This window comes from Anoxybacteroides tepidamans (genome assembly GCF_014201465.1).
Classification (GTDB): Bacteria; Bacillota; Bacilli; order Bacillales; family Anoxybacillaceae; genus Anoxybacteroides; species Anoxybacteroides tepidamans.
This window is the reverse complement of the sequence record NZ_JACHEP010000016.1, coordinates 43,709-69,597: the sequence shown is the minus strand read 5'-3', so window position 1 is coordinate 69,597 and position 25,889 is coordinate 43,709. Positions and strand designations below refer to the sequence as shown.

The window sequence follows — 25,889 nt, the reverse complement described above, 5'->3', positions numbered from 1 at the left end:
CCATTTGGAGCTGGAGCGACCAAATTATTGCAGGCGAAATTAGCGGAAGCAAATATTATCCGCGCGGTGTGACGAGCATTTTATGGTTGGAGGAGGGGGAATAAAAAATGCAAGAACGGCTTCCCTCGCTTTGCGAAACATATAAAGACTATTTTCATATCGGAGCGGCGGTCAATCCGATTACCATTGAAACGCAAAAACAGCTGTTGATAGACCATGTAAATAGCATCACAGCAGAAAACCATATGAAATTTGAACATCTTCAGCCAGAAGAAGGAGAATTTACGTTTGAGACAGCGGATCAGATCGTTGATTTTGCCGTTTCAAATAATATGGCGGTTCGGGGGCATACGCTCGTGTGGCACAACCAAACCCCGGATTGGGTGTTTCATGACGGCCAAGGCCGCTTTGTCAGCAGAGAAGTGTTGCTTGAACGGATGAAAGCACATATATCAACCGTTGTACAGCGGTACAAGGGAAAAGTGTATTGCTGGGATGCCGTCAATGAAGCTGTCGACGATGAAGGGGACGACTTATTGCGCCCTTCCAAATGGAGGCAAATTATTGGCGATGATTTCATTGAACAAGCATTTCTCTACGCCCATGAAGCTGATCCGGATGCCCTGCTGTTTTATAACGACTATAATGAATCGTTTCCGGAAAAGCGAGAGAAGATTTATAAGCTGGTAAAATCTTTACGTGACAAAGATATTCCAATTCATGGAATAGGGATGCAAGCCCATTGGAACTTAACCCGTCCATCATTAGATGAAATTCGTATGGCGATTGAGCGGTATGCTTCTCTTGGAGTTCAACTTCACATTACAGAACTGGATATCTCAATGTTTGAGTTCAATGATCATCGGAAAGATCTTACAAACCCAACTGAGCTAATGATCGAGCAACAGGCTGATCGCTATGGGCAAATTTTCTCCTTGTTTAAGGAATACCGGGACGTCATTCAGAGTGTGACGTTTTGGGGAGTGGCTGATGATTACACATGGCTCGATAATTTTCCGGTAAAAGGAAGAAAAAACTGGCCGTTTTTGTTTGATGAACTTCATCGTCCGAAGCCATCCTTTTGGAGGGTACACACGTGTTGATTATCCAATAAAATCCAAATAATGTATAGAAAAAAGAGCACCTTTTCTAATAGAATGTAAACAATCACACCAACAAAGAGGCTGTCTCAAAAGGTCCCCTTTCTTCAAGGAAGATACAATATATAATTTTACGAAAGTGTTTCGTGCGTATATATGGTGATAAGAAAGGGTGCCCCACTAGCGTTGCATATATGTTTTAAATTTGCTGTTTAACTATAAATTTACTTTTATGAAGTGACAAATAGGAACGATAAAGGAGAGGAGAATCGGCCCTTGAATATAACCGTACAACAGATTATGAACGAATGCATGGCAATGGCAAGCAACAGGTTGGAGGGAACCGTAGATACCTTAAAATTCGGGGATCCAAGCGTGATCGTGACGGGCATTGTGACCGCATTTATGCCAACCCAGTTTGTACTCGAGGAGGCGGTTCGGCTGGGCGCCAATCTTGTAATTGTTCACGAAGGCATGTTTTTTTCCCATCACGATGGAATTGAGCCGGCGAAGGACGATCCCGTATACCAAACGAAATGGCAATGGATCGAATCATCAGGACTCGCGATATTCCGGTTTCACGATCATATGCACCACACGTTTCCGGATCTGGTCATGGAAGGGCTTGTGAGGGAGCTTGGATGGTCAGTTTATGTCCGGGAGCATCGATCAGTGGCAACGGTGGTCACTTTACCTAAGTTGACGTTGGCTGACCTTGTTCTGACTGTCAAGCGTCGCCTCCATATTCCTTTTGTTCGGGTCATCGGTGAACCGGACATAACATGCGAAACTGTCGGTCTCCTAGCAGGCTATCGTGGTGGCGGTACAACAGCGATTCCTCTGTTCGGCGAAGCAGATGTTCTAATCTATGGGGAAGGTCCGGAATGGGAGACACCCGAGTATGTACGGGATGCCTTGTATCAAGGAAGACGGAAAGGGTTGATCGTTTTGGGGCATGCGGAAAGCGAAGAACCGGGAATGAAACTGTTGTGCAAGCGTCTTCGCCAACGATACCCTCACTTGCCTGTACATTACGTAAAAGAAAAACCGCTGTTTTCCATATATTAAAACCGAACCCTCTTGCCGTCAAAAGAATGTTTGCTTGCGGATAACGGGGGTTCCATTTTGATGTTTTGGGGAATAGCCGATGATGATTACACATCGCTCGATAATTTTCTGGTTAAAGGGAGAAAAATAGATTTATTTTTGATGAATTGTCTGAAACTATATTTTAGGAAATTATAGATATTCCAAAATAAACATGGACAACCAAGACTAGAGATAAGGGATTATTGTGAATTTGAAAATAAGCTCTTCTCCCTATTTTCTCTTTTTTGAATTTGAAAGTTTTTGAAAAGTGTTGAAAGAATGTAAATATTCATTTATAATCAATATAGATCTAGTATACTAGTATTACTAATAAACGAAATGGAATGTCTATAATATATAAATACAACTGGGAGGTTTAACTTATGGCGGACGAAAAAGTAGACTTCCTATTTTTTCGACTGTCGGAGGCAAGTCTGTGACTTGCCTTCGCGTGACAGAGGACCGAACAACCAACCGCTTCACAGACAAATGCATTTGTCTGGAAGCGGTTGGTTGTTCGGTCACCCGACAGTCGAAACATACCGAATTACTCCATAAAAGACGAAAGCGTTAAAGTTCCAAATTGCATTTATATAGTACTGAACAAGTGTGGAAAGATTGTTATGGATTTGAAACTGGGGTTCATCTGTTCAATCTACCATACTAGAATGGTAAAATTATTTTTGAAATCGCTTACCAAAAGTAGATAACATGAAAGGGGGGATTGAACAAAAAAAGCGGTAACGTTTTGTCCGTATAGTCGTCGGTCATTCGAGGGGGGATTTTAATGAAAATGATCGGAGGGAGAAAATTGTTCAAAAAGCTATTAGCTTCCATGACGGGGATGATAATGGCAATTGGAATGTTAGCGGGTTGTACTGATAAAGAACCTACTTCATCAAATAGTACCAGTCAATCTAAGGATGGAAATCAGCTGGTGACGATTACAACAGCTCGCACTTTGAAGGATGACACGAAGTTTAGGCAAGGCGAAGATGTGAATAACAATCCGGTGACAAGATGGGCTGAAAAGGAGCTGGGCATCAAGTTAAAAACATTATGGACGGCGCCGAATGATGAGCAATATTATAACAAAATTCGTTTAGCGCTTTCATCCGGACAAGAACTTCCGGATGTGTTCATGGTTTCTGATGGGTTATTAATTAATGATTTAATTCGTTCCGGAAAAGTGATGTCGGTCGATAAGGCGATTGAACAATATGCGTCGCCAAGATTAAAGGAAATATTTAACAAGTTTCCAGAAGCGTTTTACCCAGCTACCGTGGACGGCAATCGATACGGCATCCCACGTTTTTCCGGAGGCAATGGTTCAGATTCGTTGCTATGGATTCGCAAAGATTGGCTCGACAAGTTAGGATTGCAGCCACCAAAAACTATCGAAGATCTTGAGAAAATTATGGATGCATTTGTTAATCAAGATCCTGATGGAAATGGGAAGAAGGATACAATTGGGTTAACGCTCGCTAGCAAAAATGGCTTAGCGACATGGCTGGCTGATGGAAGCTTTGTTTTCGGTGCTTATGGTAACTATGTACCTAGCTCATGGTCTAAAGGCGAAGATGGGTCTTTAGTATACGGTTCTGTTCAGCCGTCAATTAAGAAAGGGCTAGCTAAGCTGCGTGAATGGTATGAGAAAGGGTATCTGGATAAAGAAATAGGAATTTTGGATGAACAAACAGCCATTAAGAGCTTCGTCGCTGGGAAATCGGGGATTATAGCTGCTCCGCCATGGGGAGCCGGGTGGCCGATTGCTGATGCAATCAAAAATAATCCGGGTGCGATTGTAGAGCCATATCCACTACCAAGCGGATCGGATGGCAAAATCGGGCGCCGTGGGGAAGGACTTACTGTAGGAATGTTCTTATTTAACAAAAACTTCAAACATATGGACAAATTTTTTGAATATTGGGATGCTATTTACAGTTATATTTTCAATGATTCAAGGTATTTCAAATATGGATTGTTTGAAGGATACGATTATGTAATGAAAGATGGTCAGCCTGTCTATGATCCGAATCAAATTCCAAGAGGGAAAATTGACCCAGGTAAATATTTCTTAACAACTGACATTCCAACGGTTCCATATATGCTTTATAACTTGGCAGAAGAATTGTATACGACTAAACGGAAACCGAAAAATGCTTATGAGTATACAAAAATTGTGTCTCAAGGCGAGCCGTATATGAAAGCCGCTACGATTGTCAACCAACAAAACCAATATAGAATTGAAAACGAATTCAGCGGCCCTCCGACGAAAACAATGCAAAAACGCGGGGAGTTTCTCACAAAAATGGAGAGGGAAACATTTGCCAATATTATTTACGGTAGAGTACCGCTCAGCGAGTTTGATAATTTTGTTGAAAAATGGGAGGGATCGGGCGGCCAAGAGATTACAAAAGAGGTTAATGAATGGTATAGGTCTGTAAAAGGAGAAAAGTGATTATCATTGACACGCGGTGCGGACAAACTAGAGAGTATTATGATGGTGCTATATGTCTACACCGCCCTTTTTTCAACATGCTAGCATGCTTGAATGTTTGGATAACCTCAATTCATGAAAGGGGGAGAGGGATTTGCAGACAGAGATCGATTTGCAAGAACGAATAGTGACAGTGAAAACGAAAAAAAGATGGAATTTAAAAGGGAGCTGGCAACTGCATGCCATGCTTCTTCCTGCAATTGTTGTCGTTTTTATTTTTCAGTACATTCCAATGTTCGGTCTTGTGATGGCATTTCAAGATTATGAACCGTGGCTAGGATTTTTGAACTCTTCATGGGTAGGTCTTGAGCATTTTAAAACGATGTTTGAATATGAGGACGCACGTCAAGTCATTTGGAATACACTCGTTATTTCAATATTAAAAATTATTTTTAACCTTGCTGTTCCTTTAACTTTTGCGTTATTGCTCAATGAAGTTTATGTCATGAAATTCAAAAGAACAGTACAAACGATTGTGTATTTGCCGCACTTTTTATCTTGGGTCATCCTTGGTGGTATTTTAATCGATATGCTTTCCCCAGAGGGAGGGATTGTCAATAGTATATTGACCTCTTTGTTTCGTATTGAACCGATTTTCTTTCTAGGGGATAATGACTGGTTTCGTACGGTTGTTGTCGTAACCGATGTTTGGAAAGAGTGCGGGTTTAACACAATTGTTTTTCTTGCTGCCATCACTTCGATTAATCCGGCGTTGTATGAAGCAGCCATTGTGGATGGAGCGAACCGATGGCAGCAAACGATTTACATTACATTGCCTTCCATGCTACCGATCATTATTGTTGTCGGTACGTTATCGCTAGGAAACATTCTGAATGCTGGATTTGACCAAATTTTGAACTTATACAACCCGCTTGTTTACAAAACAGGGGACATTATCGATACGTACGTTTATCGCGTTGGTCTGTTAAACGGGGATTTCAGTTATGCGACAGCGGTCGGTCTATTCAAATCGGTCATCAGCTTTATTCTCGTTGTCACCGGATATCGCTTAGCATATAAGTATGCCAACTATAAAATTTTTTAAGGGGGAGGCATATGTACCACTATCAGAAAAGTTTGCCTTATAAAATATTTACAATTTTGAATTATGTTCTTTTAACCGTAACTGCCTTTCTTTGTATTTTGCCTCTCATTCATATTTTAGCGGTTTCCTTTAGTGGCAGTGCCGCAGCGACGGCGAATCTTGTTGGGCTTTGGCCGGTCGATTTCACCCTTGACGCCTATGAAAAGACGATTGGCAATGAAAACTTTTTGCGTTCGTTATGGAATTCCTTCTTTCGGGTTGTGTTAGGCACGGCGATCTCGATGGGATTGATGTTATGTGCAGCCTATCCTTTATCGAAAAGTGATCAAGTGTTCCGTGGCCGAAAGATTTATATGTGGTTTTTCGTTTTTACGATGTTATTTCATGGCGGGCTCGTTCCCACGTATATGGTCGTCACTAAACTTGGTTTAACCGATACGATTTGGGCACTCGTCTTGCCGTCGGCTGTCAGTTCCTTTAATTTAATATTGCTTGTAAACTTTTTCCGTACTTCTGTGCCGAAATCGCTAGAAGAAGCGGCGCTCATGGATGGAGCGAACCATTTCACGATTTTTTTGAGAATTTATTTACCTATTTCCGTACCGGCTATCGCGACTATCTCGCTCTTTACGATGGTGTTCCATTGGAACTCATGGTTTGACGGGATGATTTACATGTCTGATGTCAAACATTATCCGTTGTCGACATTTTTGCAAACGATAATTGTTCAGCAAGATTTCACGAAAATGAGCGTCGATGCGGAAACGCTGAAAAATTTGTCTGAACGGACAGTCAAATCGGCGCAGATTTTTATCGCCGCCTTGCCGATGTTAATCGTTTATCCATTCGTGCAAAAATTTTTTGTGAAAGGGATTGTGTTAGGGGCGGAAAAAGAATGATAAGGAGGAAGCAGGCGTGTCCGAATTATATGAACGTTGTTGGTTGAGATATGACAAAAATGAAGCGTATCAGGAAAACGAGTCGTTATTTGCGACGATCGTGATCAAAGGGGCGTCTCCTGTGTTTCGTGCCGCTGCTGTAGAATTGGAGATAGGCATCACGTCCATGTTTGGTATTCGACCACAAATAGTGCCACATGCTGAACAATCCGGGTTTATTTGGCTCGGGACGCTCGAGGACGAAGAGGTCAACGGATCATTTCTTAGAAAAAAAGAAGAGGAATTGATTCGCTCAGAAGGATATGTCATCCGATCGCTTGTCAAGAACGGGCGATTATGTGTATATATTGCCGGGAAAACGGATAAAGGGGTTTTGTATGCGGTCTTTCATTTTCTCCGCCTACTGCAAATGAAGGAGAACATTGAACGGTTGTCCATCGTGGAGCACCCTAAAAACGAATTACGGATGATCAATCATTGGGATAATATGGATGGAAGCATTGAACGCGGATATGCGGGACGTTCGATTTTCTTTGAAAGCGGCCAGTTTATCAAAAAGAGACAACGTATGAAAGATTATGCGCGACTGCTCGCTTCGGTAGGCATCAATGCCGTTTCGATCAACAATGTAAATGTTCATGAAACAGAGACCAAATTGATTACGGAGAAGTTTTTGCCTGATGTGGCAGAAGTGGCTGGCATCTTTCGGGCGTACGGTATTAAAACGTTTTTAAGCATTAACTATGCGAGTCCGATTGAAATCGGTGGGCTTTCGACAGCTGATCCGCTTGACCCGTCCGTGCAACAGTGGTGGAAAAAAACCGTTGCCCAAATTTACAGCTATATCCCTGACTTTGGTGGTTTTGTAGTCAAGGCGGATTCGGAGTTTCGTCCCGGTCCGTTTACGTATGGACGCAATCATGCGGATGGAGCGAATATGTTGGCCGAGGCGCTGGAACCGTTCGGGGGTATCGTTATTTGGAGATGCTTTGTCTATAACTGCCAACAAGACTGGCGAGACAGAACAATCGATCGGGCAAAAGCCGCCTATGATCATTTTAAGCCATTGAATGGGCAATTCCATTCGAATGTTATTTTACAAATTAAAAACGGCCCGATGGATTTCCAAGTAAGGGAACCGGTTTCCCCTTTATTCGGCGCTATGCCGAAAACGAATCAATTGCTGGAAGTACAAATTACGCAAGAATATACGGGCCAGCAAAAGCATTTATGTTTTTTAGTCCCGCAATGGAAAGAAGTGCTTGAGTTTGATACGTATGCCAAAGGAAAAGGATCAGAAGTGAAAAAAGTGATCGATGGCTCTTTATTTGGTTACCTGTATAGTGGCATGACAGGTGTATCCAATATTGGCGACGACCCGAACTGGACTGGTCATACGCTAGCGCAAGCGAATTTGTATGGATTTGGCCGACTTGCTTGGGCTCCGGATTTATCTGCTGAGGAAATAGCAAAAGAATGGATCGTGCAAACATTTGGGGATGATCCGCAAGTGGTCGAGCAAATTAGCCGAATGCTTTTAGATTCATGGCGAATTTACGAAAACTATACCGCTCCGCTTGGTGTCGGCTGGATGGTGAATCCAGGCCATCATTATGGACCGAATGTGGACGGATATGAATATTCCCATTGGGGAACGTACCATTATGCTGACCGCGACGGAATCGGAGTAGATCGGACGATCGCAACCGGAACCGGATATACCGCTCAATATTTTCCGGAGAATGCGGCCATGTATGAATCATTGGATACTTGTCCCGATGAGTTGTTGCTGTTTTTCCATCATGTCCCGTATACCTATCATTTAAAATCGGGTGAAACGGTTATCCAGCATATTTATAACAGTCATTTTGACGGAGTAGAGCAGGCAAAACAGCTCAAAAAACGGTGGGAGCAGCTGAAAGGAAAAATTGACGAAAAACGGTATATGGATGTGTTGGAACGGCTGACGATTCAGATTGAACATGCCAAGGAATGGCGCGATGTCATCAATACGTATTTTTATCGTAAATCGGGGATCGACGATCAATACGGACGTACGATTTATAAATAGGATGGGAGAGAAGGACGATGAAGTTCGTTAAAGTACAGAATGACGAAAGAACAGCGTTTAAGAAAAATTGGAATTTTTGCGTCGGAACCGGAAGGATAGGCCTTGCTTTACAAAAAGAATATTTAGATCATTTGAAGCTTGTTCAGGAGAAAATAGGATTTCAATATATTCGCGGTCACGGATTGCTTTCGGATGACGTTGGGATTTATCGGGAAGTTGAGATCAACGGAGAAGTAAAACCTTTCTATAACTTTACGTATATTGACCGAATTATTGATTCGTATTTGGATTTAGGCATTCGGCCGTTTATTGAGCTAGGGTTTATGCCGAGCGCGTTAGCTTCTGGAGATCAAACGATATTTTATTGGAAAGGGAATGTGACGCCTCCAAAGGATTATAATCAATGGCGTGATTTAATTGTAGCGGTCGTCTCCCATTTTGTCGAACGCTACGGAATCAAGGAAGTACAGAAATGGCCGTTTGAAGTTTGGAATGAGCCGAACTTGGTCAACTTTTGGAAGAATGCGGATAAACAAGAGTACTTCAAACTATATAAAGTGACGGCGACAGCGGTAAAAAGCGTGCATCCAAGCATTCAAGTCGGCGGCCCAGCTATATGTGGAGGAAGCGATGAGTGGATTGTCGATTTTCTAAACTTTTGCGCTGAGGAAAATGTACCGGTCGATTTTGTGAGCAGACATGCGTATACATCGAAAGCGCCGCACAAAAAGACATTCGAATATTATTATCAAGAATTAGAAGATCCAGAAGATATGCTGCAACAATTTAAAACGGTCCGTGAGTTGATTAACCAGTCGCCGTTTCCGCATTTGCCGTTTCACATTACGGAATATAATACGTCCTATAGTCCGATCAACCCGGTTCACGATACCGTATTGAATGCGGCGTATATCGCCCGGATTTTAAGTGAAGGTGGAGAATATGTTGACTCTTTTTCTTACTGGACATTCAGCGATGTCTTTGAGGAAATGGATGTCCCGAAAGCGCAGTTTCACGGTGGTTTTGGTCTAGTAGCGCTTCATTTGATTCCAAAACCGACGTTTCATGTATTTGCGTTCTTTAACGCATTGGGGGATGAGTTGCTTTATCGCGACCGAGAGATGATTGTCACGAGACGAAAAGACGGTTCGATTGCCTTAGTGCTATGGAATTTAGTGATGAGAAAAGGGAACGGTTTTGCAAAAGAGATCGAGATCGAAATCCCTCTTTCCTTTGCCGATGTCTTTATCAAGCGGCAAACAATTGATGAAGAAAACGGTAATCCATGGGTTGTATGGAAACAAATGGGGAGACCTCGTTTTCCGAGCCAAAGGGCGATCGAGACATTGCGTCAAGTCGCGCAGCCGAAGGTGACAACCAAACGGATGAAAGTGGAAGACGGTGTAGTTCGCTTGCCAGTTGTTTTAACAAAAAACGAAGTGACGTTGATTGAGGTAGAGCCGGTCAACGATGAAACATATACGTATGTGGGGATAGATGACAGCCAAATTACTTCATACTCTTGAAAGTCTTATGTGAATGATTTCGATGGCTAGACTCTTTTTTGACAAATTACAATAAACACGGAGAATCGATATGGACGTTGTTACCATTGGTGAATCCATGGCGGTGTTTACCCCAGCAAGTACAGGCTTAATGAGGCAGGCCGTCACTTTTACAAGAAGGATCGGCGGAGCGGAATCGAGTGTCGCCGTTAGTTTGGTTCGATTAGGTTATCGAGCTGGATGGATTAGCAGAGTAGGAGACGATGAATTCGGAAAGGCGATTGTGGCCTTTCTCCAAGGAGAATGGGTGGACGTCAGTCAAGTCAAAGTAGATAAAGAGGCGCCGACGGGTATCTATTTTAAAGATAAAGAGACGGCCAAATGATACGAGGAGAGTGTATTACTATCGCAAAGGATCGGCGGCGAGCCGGCTGACGCCCAGTGATTTGGATGAGGACTACATTACCAAAGCGAAGTATATGCATATTATGGGTATTACGCCTGCATTAAGCGTTAGTTGTCAAGAGACTATTTTTTCAGCGATTGCTATGGCTTGCCGCCATGGGGTGAAAATTGTTTTTGATCCTAATTTACGGTTGAAGCTATGGCAGGAAGACAGAGCGAAGGAGGTGATGTTCCGCATCGCCACACAGGCCGATATCGCGCTTCTTGGAATCGCAGAAGCGGTATTCTTATTTGGAGCCCAGCCTTTAGAAGAGTTAGGGAAATTATTTCTGAATAACGGAGCGTCGCTCGTCGTTCTTAAGTTGGGTGCGAAGGGGGCGCACTACTTTACGATCAAGAGAATCGGCCTGTTCCCGGATTTTTGGTGGAACAAGTCATCGATCCGGTTGGAAAGGGCGACGGATTTGCGGCCGGATTGATTTCGGTGCTGTTAGATGGCTTAAGCTTGTACGATGTGGTCGAACGGGCGAACGCGGTCGGCGCGCTAGTGACCATGGTTGAAGGAGATGTGGATGGCATGCCGGAACGGGATGAAGTGGAACGATTGATCCATCAACACGGGGAAGATGTCACCCGATAATAGAAGGAGAGAAGAAAGCAGTATGGACATCTTGACAGTAATTAGAAAAATCGGTGTAGTTCCTGTTATTTGTGGGGTGACACTGGGAAATATTATTCCGATGTCCGCGCCCTGCAAAGAGGGGGAATTCCGATTGTAGAAATTGCGATGGAAACGCCCGGTGCATTAGCGGCATTAGAAAAAGTGGCCCGTGAGTTAAAGGATATACTAGTGGGCGCGGGGACGGTGTTAGATGGAGAAACGGCACGACAAGCGATTTCAGCTGGAGCACGGTTTATTGTTTCCCCATCGATGTCCATCGAGGTGATCAACACGACAAAACAGTATGGAGCTGTAAGCATTGCCGGCGGGTTAACTCCGACAGAAATTGTCACTGCTTTTCAACACGGGACAGATTTGGTGAAAGTATTCCCAGCACATGTATTGGGTCCAAAGTATATTAAAAGTTTAAAAGATCCTTTACCCCGTATCCCTTTGATTGTCACAGGAGGGATAAATGAAGAGAACATAGGGGATTATATAAGAGCAGTGGAGAGGCTGACGGAGTAGGAAATTCATTAGTCAATACAAAACGAGAATGGACGGATGAAGAGTTAACGACCATTGTTGACCGTGCTTCAAAGCTCGTGTACATCGTAAGAAGAGAACGGGCAAAATAGATCCAAAGTGAAAGTGTGCCCCATCGATCGACGATGTGATTGACAGGGAATATTTTCTTCATTACATTAAATATGGAGGCGAATATTGTTTCACTTGTTTTTGTTATGTTGCTACCATACTAGTATAACGGACGGATGAAAAGGAGAATTGAAGGACAATGTTTACTTCCCAACAAAGTCAGCAAATTAAAAGCTCAATTAGGGGATCGGCGCGTGATCAATTGTATGATTTGCTTAAGGAAAAAATTTTACGCTTAGAGCTAGAACCGGGTACGAAGATTTCGGAAAAAGAAATTGCCGAACAGCTTCATATTAGCCGAACTCCGGTCCGCGAAGCATTTTTGAAATTGGCCCAAGAAGAACTGTTAGATATTATTCCGCAAAGCGGTACGATCGTATCGCGAATTAATTTAGAACATGTGGAAGAAGGGCGATTTATCCGAGAAGTCGTTGAGAAGGAAGTCGCCGCGTTGGCATGTAAGAAATTTAGTGAGGAACACTTATTTCAGTTGGAAAAAAATATTACGATGCAAGAGTTGTGTGTAGAAAAGCGCAACTTTTTGGAGCTTTTTGAACTTGATGAGAAGTTCCATCAAGCAATTTTTGACGGCTGTCGCATGTCGCGTTCATGGAAGATGGTGCAAAACTTAAACAGCCATTTTAATCGTCTGCGCGTGCTTCGTTTATTTTCCGATTTAGATTGGGATATCATTATTTCCCATCATAAGCAAATTTACCGTTTAATTGCGAATAAGGAAGCGGAAAAGGTGCGACAAGTGATGGAGGAACATTTACAGCTTGTTGTCATTGAAAAAGACGTATTGAAAAAACAATATCCGCATTACTTTGTTTGAACAGGCAGGCGGATTCGAGGGGATCGAAAAATATGACGAGGGAGGGAGGAAGGCCGTGCAGCCGTTCATTCATGAGAATTTTTTGTTGCAAAATACGCACGCACAAATCCTTTATCACGAATATGCCAAGTCGCTGCCTATTATCGATTACCACTGCCATTTAAGCGCCAAAGAGATCGCGGAAGATCGACGGTTTGACAACTTAACGGATCTTTGGCTCGATGGTGATCATTATAAATGGCGGGTGATGCGAACATTAGGGATAGATGAAAAGTATATTACTGGTGATGCGACGGATTATGAAAAGTTCCAAGCATGGGCGAAAACGGTGCCCTACTGCGTCGGGAACCCATTGTATCATTGGACTCATCTAGAGTTAAAGCGGTATTTTCAAGTCGCTGCGCTGTTAAATGAAAATACATGTCAATATATATGGAATCATTGCAATGAACGGCTGAAAGGAGAAGGTTTTTCGGCTCGTTCCTTTATTTCCAAGTCAAATGTGGAAATGATCGGGACGACGGACGATCCGTTGGATGATTTGACATACCATAAGGAAATTCGACAAGACCGAACGTTCAACGTCAAGGTGATGCCTTCGTTTCGGCCGGACGCGATATTAGAGGTGAATCGTCCGACGTTTTTTGGCTATCTCGGTAAGTTAGGCGAGGTGACAGGCATCCGTATTACCGATTATGAGAAGCTGTTACAAGCGGTTGAGAACCGGGTTCACTATTTTCATGAAGCTGGATGCCGGATCTCCGATCATGGGCTGGAATATATGCCTTACGCGGAATGCGATTGGCATGAAGTATGCGCCATTTTCGAAAAAAGAAAAGACGGCTTTATGGTCAGCCGAGAGGAAGAAGAAAAGTATAAAACATTTACACTATGTTTTCTAGGGCGGTTGTACCGATCGTTAGGATGGGTGATGCAGATCCATATCGGTTCAGTTCGAAATACAAATGAGAAGATGTTCCGGTTGCTCGGTTCGAACGCTGGCTATGATTCGATTAATGATTTTCATCTTGCCAAGCCGTTAAACTCGTTTTTCAATGCGTTGGAAAAAGAAAATCAGTTACCGAAAGTCATTGTGTATACGTTAAATCCGGCTTACAACTACGTGTTGGCATCGGCAGTCGGCAATTTTCATGAAGTGGGGATCAAAGGAAAAATACAATTTGGGGCAGCGTGGTGGTTTAATGACCATAGAGATGGCATCGTCACCCAAATGAAAGATTTAGCGAATATCGGGGTATTGAGCGCGTTTATTGGTATGTTGACTGACTCAAGAAGTTTTTTGTCCTACGTGCGGCATGAGTATTTTCGCAGAATATTATGCAATTTAATCGGCACGTGGGTGGAGGACGGCGAGGCGCCTGCGGATTATGTCTTTTTAGGAAAAATGGTTCAAGATATATGTTATTTTAACGCAAAACAGTATTTTAATCTATCGTAAATGGGGGGATAGGACATCATGAAAATGACGTTTCGCTGGTTCGGAAAGGATAACGATACGGTCTCGCTGGACGATGTAAGGCAAATCCCCGGAGTTGAAGGAATTGTTGGGGCTTTATATCACATTCCGGTCGGGGAAGTGTGGCCGCTTGAAGATATATTAGAACTGAAAAGACAAGTGAACGAAAAAGGGTTTCACCTTGAGGTTATTGAAAGTGTCAATGTCCACGAAGATATTAAACTCGGGCTGCCTTCAAGGGAGCGGTATATTGAAAATTATAAACAAACGATCCGCAACTTAGCGAAGGCTGGCATGAAAGTGATTTGCTATAATTTTATGCCGATTTTTGACTGGACGAGGTCTGATTTGGCGAAAAAACGGGCGGACGGCTCTACTGTTTTAGCATATGAAAACGATAAAATCGAACAGATCGATCCGGAAAAAATGGTGCGCAACATTGAGAATGGGTCTAACGGCTTTTTATTGCCAGGATGGGAACGTGAGCGATTGAAAATGATTAAAACGCTTTTTGATCTGTACAAAGGAGTGACGGCAGACGACTTATTTGAACATTTGCGTTATTTTTTACAACAGATTATCCCAGTGGCTGAAGAATGCGGGATCAAAATGGCGATTCATCCCGATGATCCGCCTTGGTCCGTGTTTGGATTGTCGCGCATCGTGACCAATAAAGAGAACTTAGAGAAAATTGTCAAGATGGTCGATAGCCCAGCAAACGGGCTGACGTTATGTTCTGGATCATTGGGGGCGAATCCGAATAACGATATTCCAGAGATATTTCGATACTTTTTGAAAATGGATCGGGTTCCGTTTGTACATGTTCGAAATATCAAAATCTATGAAAATGGCGATTTCGAAGAAACTTCTCACCGTAGCTGTGACGGATCTCTCAATATATGCGAAATCATCAAAGTATTGCATGATGCCAACTTCCAAGGATATATAAGACCTGATCATGGTCGGATGATTTGGAATGAAAAAGCACGCCCCGGGTATGGATTGTACGACCGAGCGCTTGGCATTATGTATCTACTCGGCATTTGGGATAGTTTGGAAAATGAAAAGAAAAAACGGGAGGGGGAGAGTGCATGCTGCCAATCCATCCAAATTTAGAAGGGAAAGTAGCGGTTGTGACTGGCGGCGGCGGGGTGCTGTGCAGTTGCATGGCCAAAGAGCTGGCGAGACAAGGCATGAAAGTGGCTCTTTTGAACCGGACGTTGGAAAAAGCAGAGAAAGTCAAAGAAGAAATTGTGAGGAAAGGAGGGGAGGCTATTGCCGTTCAGTGCGATGTGTTGGATGTAGATAGTGTCAAAAAAGCGCGAGAAACAGTGTTACATACGTATGGTTCCTGCGATGTATTAATTAACGGTGCTGGCGGCAACCACCCACAAGGGATTACTACAAAAGAAATACTGGAGTATCAAGATCTTGAGAACCCTGATATTACGACATTTTTTGATCTCACTGCCGACGGGTTTAAATACGTATTCGATTTAAATATAATAGGAACGATCATTCCAACACAAATTTTCCTAAAGCGAATGGTTGGAAAGGGTGGAACGATCATTAATATTTCATCGATGAGTGCGCCACGGCCAATGACGAAAGTTCCAGCATACAGTGCGGCGAAAGCGGGGATTGAAAATTTTACAAAATGGCTGGCGGTACATGTAGCTGAAGTCGGGATTCGCGTTAATGCCATTGCCCCAGGATTTTTTTTGACGAAGCAAAACGAGCATCTTCTTAAACATGTGGACGGATCGTATACCGAACGAACAGAGAAAATTTTGGCGCATACACCGATGAGGCGGCTGGGAGATCCGAAAGATTTATTAGGGACGTTGCTTTGGCTTGTGGATGAACAAACAAGCGGATTTGTTACAGGGGTGGTCGTGCCCATTGACGGGGGGTTTTTGGCATATGCTGGGATTTGACCTGAACATTGGTCATCACCACAAAGTGTACTTGACAAGTATTAGACTTTGTGAAATTAGGATTATGCATCAATAAGCATTTTATTTTTATTGACTTTAAGGTGTCAGTAGAGCATAATCAAACTTTTATAAAAAATCAAACACAACTTTTGGTGAAGAGCTTGAACATTTAAAAAAATGGAAAATAAACAGGAGGAGACAAAATGGTAAAGATAAGAAATCCCATTTTAACCGGTTTCCACCCCGATCCATCCATCTGCCGGGTAGGAGACGATTACTATATTGCCGTTTCTACGTTCGAATGGTTTCCAGGGGTGAGGATTTATCATTCAAAAGATTTAAAAAACTGGCGGCTAATTTCAAGGCCATTAAATCGGCTGAGCCAATTGAACATGTTGGGCAACCCTGATTCAGGAGGGATTTGGGCTCCTCACCTGTCATATAGCGACGGGAAATTTTGGTTGATCTATACCGATGTCAAAGTCGTCGAGGGACAGTGGAAAGATTGCTATAACTATCTTGTTACTTGTGAAACGATTGACGGTGACTGGTCCGACCCGATTTATTTAAATAGCTCTGGGTTTGATCCGTCATTGTTTCACGATGATGACGGAAGAAAGTATTTGGTGAATATGTATTGGGATCATCGTGTCGGCAATCATTCTTTTTATGGCATCGTGCTTCAGGAGTATAGTGTTGAACAACAAAAATTAATCGGGAAGCCGGAGATTATCTTCAAAGGAACGGATTTGAAAATTACCGAAGGCCCTCATTTGTATAAAATCAATGGCTATTATTATTTATTGACAGCGGAAGGGGGAACACGGTATAACCATGCTGCGACGATCGCGCGGTCGACATCTCTCCGTGGACCATATGAAGTGCATCCGGACAATCCATTGATTACGTCTTGGCTATATCCGCGCAACCCGTTGCAAAAGGCTGGACATGCATCGATTGTGCATACTCATACGGACGAATGGTTTTTAGTGCATTTGACAGGGAGACCGCTTCCGAAAAAGGGTCAGCCTTTGTTAGAACATCGCGGTTATTGTCCGCTCGGGCGCGAAACGGCGATCCAGCGGCTCGAATGGAAAAACGGCTGGCCTTACGTAGTCGGGGGAAATCAACCTTCTTTAGAAATTGACGGACCGAATGTCGAGGAAGTCAAATGGGAAAAAGATTATGATGAAAAAGATGATTTTGACGGTGAAGTGTTAAACCATCATTTTCAAACATTGAGAATCCCATTAGGAGAAGATATCGCTACATTAAAAGCTCGACTCGGACATTTGCGTCTGTATGGGAGAGAATCGCTCACTTCTAGGTTTACACAGGCGTTTGTCGCGAGACGATGGCAGCATTTTAATTTTATTGCGGAAACAAAAGTCGCTTTTCGTCCAACGACCTTTCAACAAACGGCTGGATTAGTGAATTATTACAATACGCAAAACTGGACGACGCTGCAACTCACATGGCATGAGGAAAAAGGGAGAGTTCTTGAGTTAATGGCGTGCGATCATTTAGTTGTTGACCAGCCGCTGCGGGGACAGGAAATTGTTGTCCCTGATGACGTCGAATATGTGTACTTGCGGGTAAACGTACAGACGACAACGTACAAATATGCGTATTCATTCGACGGGATTCATTGGGTTGATTTTCCTATCACCTTCGAATCATATAAACTATCGGATGATTATATCAAAAGCAGAGCCGCTTTTACCGGCGCGTTTGTCGGAATGCATTGCCGCGACGGTTCTGGGCAAAATAACTATGCCGATTTCGATTATTTTTTGTATAAAGAGTTGTAAAATACTTTGTTTATATGATAGACAAACAAAGATGAAAGCGTTATAATTAAATCAAAAGCAAGTATTCTTTTTTTGACAATCTACTAAAAGTTAAGGAGGATTTAGATATGGCTTATTTCCCAAATATCGAGACAATCGCGTATGAAGGCCCAACATCGAAAAACCCGCTTGCGTTTAAGTTTTACAATCCGGAAGAAAAAGTCGGGGATAAGACAATGGAGGAGCATTTGCGCTTTTCGGTGGCGTATTGGCATACGTTTGTCGGGGACGGGTCTGATCAGTTTGGAGTTGGAACGATGATTCGCCCTTGGAAGCAGTACAGTGAAATGGATTCAGCAAAAGCGCGTGTAGAGGCGGCTTTTGAGCTGTTTGAAAAATTAAACGTTCCGTTTTTCTGCTTCCATGATGTTGACATTGCCCCGGAGGGAGATACGTTAAAAGAAACGTATCAAAACTTAGATACGATCGTGGATATGATTGAAGAATATATGAAAACAAGCAAAACGAAACTGCTTTGGAATACGGCCAACTTGTTTACGCATCCACGCTTTGTTCACGGTGCGGCTACTTCGTGCAATGCCGATGTGTTCGCTTATGCGGCGGCAAAAGTGAAAAAAGGGTTGGAAATCGCGAAACGGCTCGGTGCGGAAAACTATGTGTTTTGGGGCGGACGCGAAGGATACGAAACGTTATTGAACACCGATATGAAGTTGGAGTTAGATAACTTGGCCCGTTTCTTGCATATGGCGGTGGACTATGCAAAAGAAATCGGCTTTGACGGGCAATTTTTAATCGAGCCGAAGCCGAAAGAGCCGACAAAACACCAATACGATTTTGATGTCGCGACTGCGTTGGCGTTTCTTCAAACATACGGGCTACAGGATCACTTTAAATTCAATATTGAAGCGAACCATGCGACATTGGCAGGCCATACGTTCGAACATGAACTTCGGGTGGCGCGCATTCACGGAATGTTAGGCTCTGTCGATGCGAATCAAGGCGATACGCTGCTTGGTTGGGATACTGATGAATTCCCAACAGACTTGTACTCTACTACTCTTGCTATGTATGAAATTTTGCAAAACGGCGGTCTTGGCAAAGGCGGATTGAATTTTGACGCAAAAGTAAGAAGAGGATCGTTTGAACCAGAAGACTTATTCTACGCCCATATTGCCGGCATGGATAGCTTTGCGATTGGCTTAAAAGTCGCGCACCGTTTAATTGAAGATCGCGTTTTTGATGCATTTATTGAAGAACGGTACAAAAGCTATACGGAAGGAATCGGACGGGAAATTGTGGAAGGAGCAGCTGATTTCCATAAATTGGAGGAATATGCGTTACAGTTAGGCGACATTCGCAATCAATCAGGACGGCAAGAGCGGTTGAAAACGTTGCTTAACCAATATTTGCTTGACGTTTGCGCAGCGCGATAAGAAAAGAGGGATGGACTTGGAACACGTCATCGGTGTCGATTTAGGAACGAGCGCGGTCAAAGTATTACTTGTTGATTGGACCGGAAAGGTAAAAGCGGAATGGACGGAAATGTATCCGCTTTATCAGCCGCATTCTGGATATAGCGAACAAAATCCAGAAGATTGGGTCGAAAAAACGATTGTGGCATTACGAAAAGTGTTGGAAGCATCAAAAATTGACGCTCGCTCGGTCGTCGGGTTAAGCTTTTCCGGGCAAATGCACGGATTAGTATTATTGAATGAAAAAAATGAAATGTTGCGCAACGCGATTCTTTGGAACGACACAAGAACGACGGAAGAATGCCGGGAAATTGAGGAACGGGTCGGGAAAGGAACATTGCTATCTATTACCCAAAACCGCGCCTTGGAAGGTTTCACACTGCCAAAATTATTATGGGTCAAAAAACACGAACCGCATCTTTACAAACAAGCGCGTACGTTTTTATTGCCAAAAGACTATGTGCGGCTGCGGCTCACCGGCCATGTCGCGATGGAATATTCCGATGCGGCGGGGACATTATTGCTTGATATACGGAATAAAACATGGAGCGAAGAAATTTGTAAAGCGCTTGATGTAGATATTCGCTTATGTCCTCCGTTAGTCGAATCGACGGAATATGTCGGAACGCTTCTTCCGGAAATAGCAGAACAGACAGGACTACCTGTAAACGTGAAAGTGTTTGCGGGTGGAGCAGACAACGCCTGCGGGGCGATTGGCGCCGGAATTTTGGCGGAAGGGCAAACGATGTGCAGCATCGGCACATCTGGCGTCGTTTTAGCGTATGAGCAAACAGGAAATAAAAATTTTGCTGGGAAAGTGCATTATTTTAACCATGCGAAGCCGAACTCGTACTATATTATGGGTGTGACATTAGCAGCTGGGTACAGCTTCGATTGGTTGAAGCGAACGTTTTTGGCGGAAACATCTTTTTCGGAAATCGTCAAACGGGCGTATGAGTCTCCGATTGGCGCAAACGGATTGTTGTTTACGCCGTATTTAGTCGGAGAGCGAACGCCTTATGCCGATGCGGATGTCCGCGCCTCGTTTATCGGGATCGATTCGTCGCACACAAAATGGGACTTTGCCCGCGCTGTCATCGAAGGGATTACGTTTTCTTTAAACGAATCAATCGATATCATAAAAGCGAGCGGAAAACGTGTCGAAACGATTGTATCGATCGGGGGAGGCGCAAAGAGCGAAGAGTGGCTGCAAATCCAAGCGGACATATTCGATACGCCAATCGAAAAACTAAAAAATGAGCAAGGTCCTGGAATGGGAGCGGCGATGATTGCCGCGTGCGGCTGCGGCTGGTTCGAATCATTAGAACAATGCGCTCGTGCGTTTAAAGAAGTGGAACGGATCGTCGAACCGAGCAAAGAGGCAGCTGACCGATACCGTGAAATTTTCTCCTTATATCGTGATATTTACCCACACACAAAAGAGCTGACAAGCAAACTGAAGAAATTTCGGAAATGAAGCATGTTTATTCTCGTTTTTTCGTATTTTTGGCAGCTGGGTATGCCGTTTGTTGCTGTTACAATATATGTTTGCCAAGGGAGATTGAAACGAAACGATGGAAAGAAGGTCTGCTTTTTTGTTAGAGGCAGGCCTTTGTTTCGTGTTTGAAACGAATCGAACCTAATCTTTAATAATTCCTCGGCTCGTTCCGATTAATACTTCTTTTCCGTATTGGTTGCGATAGACCGATTTCATCGCTACCTTTTTGTATCCTTCCATCGGAACAACTTCGATAATAGTTAATTCGCACGTAATTGTATCACCGGTAAATACAGGGCGAATAAATTCACAATTCATTTCTCTAGCGATGTAGTTTAAATCCCCGCCGATTTTTGTGCCGATGCTAGCCGTAAATAACCCGTGAACCATCAGTCTGTCTTTTTCATCCCGTTCCATATGATGTCTTCCCATATCGCCAGAAAGCTGAGCAAATTGCAGCGTTTCTTCATCGGTAAACGTTCGCGTCCATGTGAATACATCGCCTACGTTAAGATTCACAGCGGCCTCTCCCTCCCGAAAAATATGAATTTTCTATATATTCTAACAAAATTATTATACAATTTTTTTAAAAACATAGACAACTTTCATTCGACAGCATTTTCCGAGAAAATGCGATATGATAGAATAATAGAAATGATAAGAAAGGGGTATGTTACGATGGAATTTCAAGCGAGATCATATTGGGATGAAATAAAAAAACTGCTTGCGGCAGAATTATCGGCTCACTCATTCGAACGATGGATCCAAGATACAACAGCGATCATCGACCATGACTGGATTGTGGTGAAATGCGCCGACGAACTCCAGCGGAATGTTTTGCAAACGAAATACGGCTCGCTCATTATGGAAGCTGTCCAAGCACTGTTCGGCGCATCGATGACGGTTGTGCTGGCTGTCGACGAAGAGTATGAACGGCTCGCCAAACGATATGAACCGATGAGTTTAAGGGAATATATATTGGCATTAGAGAAACGAATGCAACAACTGGAAGAGAGAGTTCAGCGTTGTGAACAACTCATTGATCAGCTGCAGGAACCAAATCTGTTTCATTAATGTCTAAACAAAGGCTCGTCCGTTTATAATGGATGAGCCTTTGTTTTTTAAAAAAAAACATGTAAGAAAATATAACATAATAGATTTCTGTTTTATTTTTATGTGAGATAATTTGACGTGAAAGGAGGGGAGGGAGCTGATGGGAAAAGTATATATCGTCGGAGCGGGTCCTGGGGATCCGGAATTATTAACGTTGAAAGGATTACGATGCATTCGAGAAGCGGACGTGATTTTATATGATCGGCTTGTTAACCCGTCGCTACTAAATTATGCTAAAAATGGAGCGGAACTCATTTATTGCGGAAAAGAACCGCATCATCATTCGTGTGATCAGGAAACGATTCATCAACTGCTTGTGCGGTATGCAAAAAGCGGAAAAGTAGTGACCCGCTTAAAAGGAGGAGATCCTTTTGTTTATGGGCGGGGGGCAGAAGAGGCGGAAGTACTGGCGAAACAACAAATTGAATTTGAGATTGTTCCCGGAATTACATCGGGGATTGCTGCCCCGGCTTATGCGGGAATCCCTTTAACTCATCGCCAGTACGGCTCGACCGTCGCGTTTATAACAGGTCATTTATGCAAAGAAAAAGAGTTGCCGTGGGAACATCTTGCGAAAATCGATACGGTAGTCATTTATATGGGGATTAGCCGTTTGGCGCATATTCAACAGCAGCTTCTTCGTTTCGGTCGTTCCCCGCAAACACCGGTAGCGATTGTTTATCAAGGGACGACAGCAAAACAGCGGGTAGTGACTAATACGTTAGAAAATTTAACCTCAATTGCTCAAAAAGAAGGAATAGAAAATCCGAGCATTGTCGTTATTGGGCATGTAGTTCGTTTGCACAATACGATTTCATGGTTTACTTCCTCATTAGTTGTGTGATTTTTACACAAAAACAATATTATATTTTTTTACATTATAGGTGATATAAACTAACAAAAATGGTAAGATGGTGATAACACCGCAACGAGGAGGAGAGGAATGATCGAGCAGAAAAGCAAAGAAGTCGGAATGTTAATGTTTATCTTTTTAGTATGCAAGATGTGGTTTCAGCGTTGAAATGAAATGGTTACGTCATGGAGGGATGGGTAGATGAAAAGAAAACAATTAGTGTTGATTGGTAATGGCATGGCAGGAGTGCGCTGCATTGAGGAAATTTTGAAAATTGATCGCGATGCGTTTGATATTACGATTTTCGGAAGCGAGCCTTATCCAAACTACAACCGCATTTTACTATCAACCGTGTTGCAAGGGGATACGTCAATTGATGATATTACGATGAATGATTGGGAATGGTACCGGAAAAACAATATTCGCCTTTTCGTTGGCGAAACGGTTGTGGATATCGACAAAGAGCAGCAGCTCGTACGGACAGACCAGGGGCGAACCGTTCCATATGACGAGTTAATCATCGCCACAGGCTCTAAGCCTTTCATTCTTCCGATACCAGGAGCGAACAAAAAAGGGGTCACCGCGTTTCGCGATATTAAAGACTGCGAAATGATGATGGAATATGCAAAAACGTATAAAAAAGCCGCAGTGATTGGCGGTGGATTGTTAGGTTTAGAGGCTGCGAGAGGTCTTTTGAATTTAGGGATGGAAGTTGATGTCATTCATATTTTTGACTATTTAATGGAACGCCAATTAGACCCAACTGCGTCGAAACTGTTGCAGCGTGAATTAGAAAAACAAGGAATGAATTTCCTGCTTAAAAAGGAAACAGCAGAGATTTTTGGAGATGGCCGCGTCGAAGGGGTTCGCTTTAAAGACGGAACAGAAATTGCAGCGGATTTAGTCGTCATGGCCGTAGGGATTCGTCCGAACGTTGATTTAGCGCGGGAAAGCGGAATCGCAGTAAACCGAGGGATTGTCGTGAATGATTACTTAGAAACGAGCGTTCCTCATATTTATGCGGTCGGTGAATGTGCGGAACATCGGGGAATTGTGTACGGTCTTGTAGCGCCGCTTTACGAACAAGGGAAAGTATTAGCCGAAGCGGTTTGCGGTATTAAGGGACGTCCATACGAAGGTTCGGTTGTTTCTACGCAATTAAAAGTTTCTGGCGTCGATGTGTTTTCTGCCGGAGAATTTATGGATGGGGAAGGAACGGCATCGATTAAAGTATATGACGAATTCCGTGGAATTTATAAAAAAGTTGTCATTCGTGACGGAAAAATCGTTGGTGCGGTTTTGTTTGGTGACACAAGCGAAGGGCGGAAACTGCTGGACATGATTAATAAGAATGAAAGCATTTCTAACTCGTTCCAATTATCGTTTTTCCAATCAACTGCGAATTCATCCAATAAAAGCATGGTGGCTGCAATGGCAGATACGGATGTCGTTTGCGGTTGTAACGGGGTAACAAAAGGAACGATTTGTAAGGCAATTGTCGAGCATGGGTTAAAGACGGTTGAAGAAGTGCGTGATTGCACGAACGCCTCACGTTCATGCGGAGGATGCAAAGGGTTAGTAGCCGAGTTATTAGAGTATACGCTTGGCGAGGAATTTGACAAACATGCGATGAAAGAAACGGTTTGCGGGTGTACAACATTAAGCCGCGATGAAGTGATTGCCGAAATTAAAGCGAAAAATTTGAAATATGTGAGAGAAGTGATGAACGTCCTCGGTTGGAAAAATGAAGAAGGTTGTTCGAAATGCCGCCCGGCGTTGAACTATTATTTAAGCATGTTGTATCCAAGTGAATACGTCGATGAAGCGGAGTCACGTTTTGTGAATGAACGGCTTCACGCCAATATTCAAGCAGATGGAACGTATTCGGTTGTTCCGAGAATGTATGGAGGGGTCACAACGGCGGAGCAATTGCGGAAAATTGCTGATGTCGCTGAAAAGTACAACGTGCCAATGATTAAGTTAACAGGTGGACAACGCATTGATTTATTAGGAGTGAAAAAAGAAGACTTGCCGCGCATTTGGGCCGAATTAGACATGCCATCTGGATACGCATACGCAAAAGCGCTTCGCACAGTCAAAACGTGTGTCGGCAAACAGTTTTGCCGTTTCGGAACGCAAGACTCCACGAAACTTGGCATCGACATGGAAAAGAAATTTGAACGGTTGAATACGCCGCATAAAGTAAAAATGGCCGTTTCTGCTTGTCCGCGCAACTGTGCAGAATCAGGAATTAAAGACGTCGGCATCGTCGGTGTCGATGGCGGCTGGGAAATTTACGTCGGCGGAAATGGCGGTACGCATTTGCGTGCAGGAGATTTGCTATGCACTGTAAGGACGGAAGAAGAAGTGATTGAAATGACAGGGGCGTTTCTCCAATATTACCGTGAGTCTGCTAACTATTTAGAACGCACATCCAAATGGGTCGAGAGAGTCGGGCTTGAGCATATTCGTGAAGTGATTTTTGATCAGGAAACTCGCCGGCAATTGCTGGATCGTTTGGAAGAAGCGCTAGCAGCCACGAAAGATCCATGGAAAGAGATAGTTGAAAATAAAGAGATGCAAGAAAAGCTGTTCACAAGTCTACAAGTCAAAGTGCCAGTGAATCGGTAGGAGGAGAGTTAGATGACACGAATGGAGATCGGAACAGTACAACGCCTTTCTGAAAGATTAGGAAAATGCGTAAAAGTGGGACAAATGGAGCTGGCGTTATTTCGGTTGTCAGACGGCCGTATTTATGCGCTTGAAAACCGCTGTCCGCACAAAGGAGGAGATTTGTCTCAAGGAATTGTCAGCGGGGAGTTTGTGTTTTGTCCTCTTCATGATTGGAAAATTTCCATAAAAGATGGGAAAGTGCAAGCGCCTGATCACGGTTGTGTGAAAACATATAAAGTAGAAATTGAAAATGGAAAAATATATATACAACTGTAAATAAGGTGAACG

The 25,889-nt window shown here is 43.2% G+C and carries 20 protein-coding genes and 1 pseudogene; 20 read left to right on the top strand and 1 reads right to left on the bottom strand.

The genetic code is table 11. The features are described from left to right. The first annotated feature begins 107 nt into the window (after positions 1–107). The 16 genes and pseudogenes from HNQ34_RS12600 to xylB all read left to right on the top strand — a co-directional run bounded on the left by HNQ34_RS12600 (position 108) and on the right by xylB (position 20,941). A complete protein-coding gene (locus HNQ34_RS12600; protein ID WP_183255100.1) occupies positions 108–1,103 on the top strand; it encodes an endo-1,4-beta-xylanase in 996 nt (331 codons plus the stop codon). Positions 1,104–1,376: 273 nt separating this feature from the next. After that, positions 1,377–2,168: a Nif3-like dinuclear metal center hexameric protein gene (locus HNQ34_RS12595; RefSeq protein ID WP_183255098.1), complete on the top strand. Its 792-nt coding sequence runs from the start codon at positions 1,377–1,379 to the stop codon at positions 2,166–2,168. 832 nt (positions 2,169–3,000) lie between these two features. Next, positions 3,001–4,650, top strand: a complete 1,650-nt coding sequence (locus HNQ34_RS12590; RefSeq protein ID WP_183255111.1) for an extracellular solute-binding protein — start codon at positions 3,001–3,003, stop codon at positions 4,648–4,650. Positions 4,651–4,873: 223 nt separating this feature from the next. Continuing rightward, positions 4,874–5,734 carry an ABC transporter permease gene (locus HNQ34_RS12585; protein ID WP_409978377.1) on the top strand — a complete coding sequence of 287 codons (861 nt, stop codon included), beginning with the start codon at positions 4,874–4,876 and terminating at the stop codon, positions 5,732–5,734. Positions 5,735–5,745: 11 nt separating this feature from the next. Beyond that, a complete protein-coding gene (locus HNQ34_RS12580; RefSeq protein ID WP_183255092.1) occupies positions 5,746–6,633 on the top strand; it encodes a carbohydrate ABC transporter permease in 888 nt (295 codons plus the stop codon). 16 nt (positions 6,634–6,649) lie between these two features. Then, positions 6,650–8,704, top strand: coding sequence for an alpha-glucuronidase family glycosyl hydrolase (locus HNQ34_RS12575; RefSeq protein ID WP_183255090.1), 2,055 nt, complete (start codon positions 6,650–6,652; stop codon positions 8,702–8,704). A gap of 17 nt (positions 8,705–8,721) precedes the next feature. Further along, positions 8,722–10,230, top strand: a complete 1,509-nt coding sequence (locus HNQ34_RS12570) for a GH39 family glycosyl hydrolase (RefSeq protein ID WP_183255087.1) — start codon at positions 8,722–8,724, stop codon at positions 10,228–10,230. A gap of 70 nt (positions 10,231–10,300) precedes the next feature. Next, positions 10,301–11,254 (top strand): annotated as a pseudogene (locus HNQ34_RS12565) (sugar kinase). Positions 11,255–11,323: 69 nt separating this feature from the next. After that, positions 11,324–11,803 (top strand): bifunctional 4-hydroxy-2-oxoglutarate aldolase/2-dehydro-3-deoxy-phosphogluconate aldolase, encoded by a 480-nt coding sequence (locus tag HNQ34_RS12560; protein ID WP_246364161.1) that lies wholly within the window; start codon positions 11,324–11,326, stop codon positions 11,801–11,803. A gap of 268 nt (positions 11,804–12,071) precedes the next feature. Next, complete coding sequence (locus tag HNQ34_RS12555; RefSeq protein WP_183255085.1) at positions 12,072–12,767, top strand: GntR family transcriptional regulator; 696 nt, start codon at positions 12,072–12,074, stop codon at positions 12,765–12,767. Positions 12,768–12,822: 55 nt separating this feature from the next. Next, complete coding sequence (gene uxaC, locus HNQ34_RS12550) at positions 12,823–14,226, top strand: glucuronate isomerase (RefSeq protein WP_183255083.1); 1,404 nt, start codon at positions 12,823–12,825, stop codon at positions 14,224–14,226. An 18-nt stretch (positions 14,227–14,244) separates the two neighbouring features. After that, entirely contained in the window at positions 14,245–15,360 is a 1,116-nt protein-coding gene (gene uxuA, locus HNQ34_RS12545; RefSeq protein ID WP_183255081.1) for a mannonate dehydratase, read from the top strand. Next, entirely contained in the window at positions 15,336–16,181 is an 846-nt protein-coding gene (locus HNQ34_RS12540) for an SDR family oxidoreductase (RefSeq protein ID WP_183255078.1), read from the top strand. Before uxuA ends, HNQ34_RS12540 begins: the two co-directional genes overlap by 25 nt. Before the next feature lie 203 nt (positions 16,182–16,384). Further along, on the top strand, positions 16,385–17,992 hold the full coding sequence (locus tag HNQ34_RS12535) for a glycoside hydrolase family 43 protein (protein ID WP_183255076.1): 1,608 nt from the start codon (positions 16,385–16,387) through the stop codon (positions 17,990–17,992). Positions 17,993–18,099: 107 nt separating this feature from the next. Next, on the top strand, positions 18,100–19,425 hold the full coding sequence (xylA, locus tag HNQ34_RS12530) for a xylose isomerase (protein ID WP_183255074.1): 1,326 nt from the start codon (positions 18,100–18,102) through the stop codon (positions 19,423–19,425). 16 nt (positions 19,426–19,441) lie between these two features. Further along, positions 19,442–20,941 (top strand): xylulokinase, encoded by a 1,500-nt coding sequence (gene xylB, locus HNQ34_RS12525; RefSeq protein WP_183255071.1) that lies wholly within the window; start codon positions 19,442–19,444, stop codon positions 20,939–20,941. A 162-nt stretch (positions 20,942–21,103) separates the two neighbouring features. Here xylB and HNQ34_RS12520 read toward each other — a convergent pair whose 3' ends face one another. Then, positions 21,104–21,481 (bottom strand): MaoC/PaaZ C-terminal domain-containing protein, encoded by a 378-nt coding sequence (locus tag HNQ34_RS12520; RefSeq protein WP_183255069.1) that lies wholly within the window; start codon positions 21,479–21,481, stop codon positions 21,104–21,106. A gap of 159 nt (positions 21,482–21,640) precedes the next feature. Here HNQ34_RS12520 and HNQ34_RS12515 point away from each other — a divergent pair, with 159 nt between their 5' ends. The 4 genes from HNQ34_RS12515 to nirD all read left to right on the top strand — a co-directional run bounded on the left by HNQ34_RS12515 (position 21,641) and on the right by nirD (position 25,877). Further along, positions 21,641–22,036, top strand: coding sequence for a DnaA N-terminal domain-containing protein (locus tag HNQ34_RS12515; protein WP_183255066.1), 396 nt, complete (start codon positions 21,641–21,643; stop codon positions 22,034–22,036). Between the two features lie 139 nt (positions 22,037–22,175). Continuing rightward, entirely contained in the window at positions 22,176–22,919 is a 744-nt protein-coding gene (cobA, locus tag HNQ34_RS12510) for a uroporphyrinogen-III C-methyltransferase (protein ID WP_183255052.1), read from the top strand. A 210-nt stretch (positions 22,920–23,129) separates the two neighbouring features. Further along, entirely contained in the window at positions 23,130–25,559 is a 2,430-nt protein-coding gene (nirB, locus tag HNQ34_RS12505) for a nitrite reductase large subunit NirB (RefSeq protein ID WP_183255050.1), read from the top strand. Between the two features lie 12 nt (positions 25,560–25,571). Further along, the gene (gene nirD / locus HNQ34_RS12500) at positions 25,572–25,877 is read left to right on the top strand and encodes a nitrite reductase small subunit NirD (protein WP_035019520.1); all 306 of its coding nucleotides are present in this window, start codon (positions 25,572–25,574) and stop codon (positions 25,875–25,877) included. Positions 25,878–25,889 lie beyond the last annotated feature (12 nt).

Coding starts and splice junctions, on each gene's coding strand:
- HNQ34_RS12600 (WP_183255100.1), top strand. CDS start 108: ATGCAAGAACGGCTTCCCTCGCTTTGCGAAACATATAAAGACTATTTT.
- HNQ34_RS12585 (WP_409978377.1), top strand. CDS start 4,874: ATGCTTCTTCCTGCAATTGTTGTCGTTTTTATTTTTCAGTACATTCCA.
- HNQ34_RS12580 (WP_183255092.1), top strand. CDS start 5,746: ATGTACCACTATCAGAAAAGTTTGCCTTATAAAATATTTACAATTTTG.
- HNQ34_RS12570 (WP_183255087.1), top strand. CDS start 8,722: ATGAAGTTCGTTAAAGTACAGAATGACGAAAGAACAGCGTTTAAGAAA.
- HNQ34_RS12555 (WP_183255085.1), top strand. CDS start 12,072: ATGTTTACTTCCCAACAAAGTCAGCAAATTAAAAGCTCAATTAGGGGA.
- uxuA (WP_183255081.1), top strand. CDS start 14,245: ATGAAAATGACGTTTCGCTGGTTCGGAAAGGATAACGATACGGTCTCG.
- HNQ34_RS12540 (WP_183255078.1), top strand. CDS start 15,336: ATGCTGCCAATCCATCCAAATTTAGAAGGGAAAGTAGCGGTTGTGACT.
- HNQ34_RS12535 (WP_183255076.1), top strand. CDS start 16,385: ATGGTAAAGATAAGAAATCCCATTTTAACCGGTTTCCACCCCGATCCA.
- xylA (WP_183255074.1), top strand. CDS start 18,100: ATGGCTTATTTCCCAAATATCGAGACAATCGCGTATGAAGGCCCAACA.
- HNQ34_RS12515 (WP_183255066.1), top strand. CDS start 21,641: ATGGAATTTCAAGCGAGATCATATTGGGATGAAATAAAAAAACTGCTT.
- cobA (WP_183255052.1), top strand. CDS start 22,176: ATGGGAAAAGTATATATCGTCGGAGCGGGTCCTGGGGATCCGGAATTA.
- nirB (WP_183255050.1), top strand. CDS start 23,130: ATGAAAAGAAAACAATTAGTGTTGATTGGTAATGGCATGGCAGGAGTG.
- nirD (WP_035019520.1), top strand. CDS start 25,572: ATGACACGAATGGAGATCGGAACAGTACAACGCCTTTCTGAAAGATTA.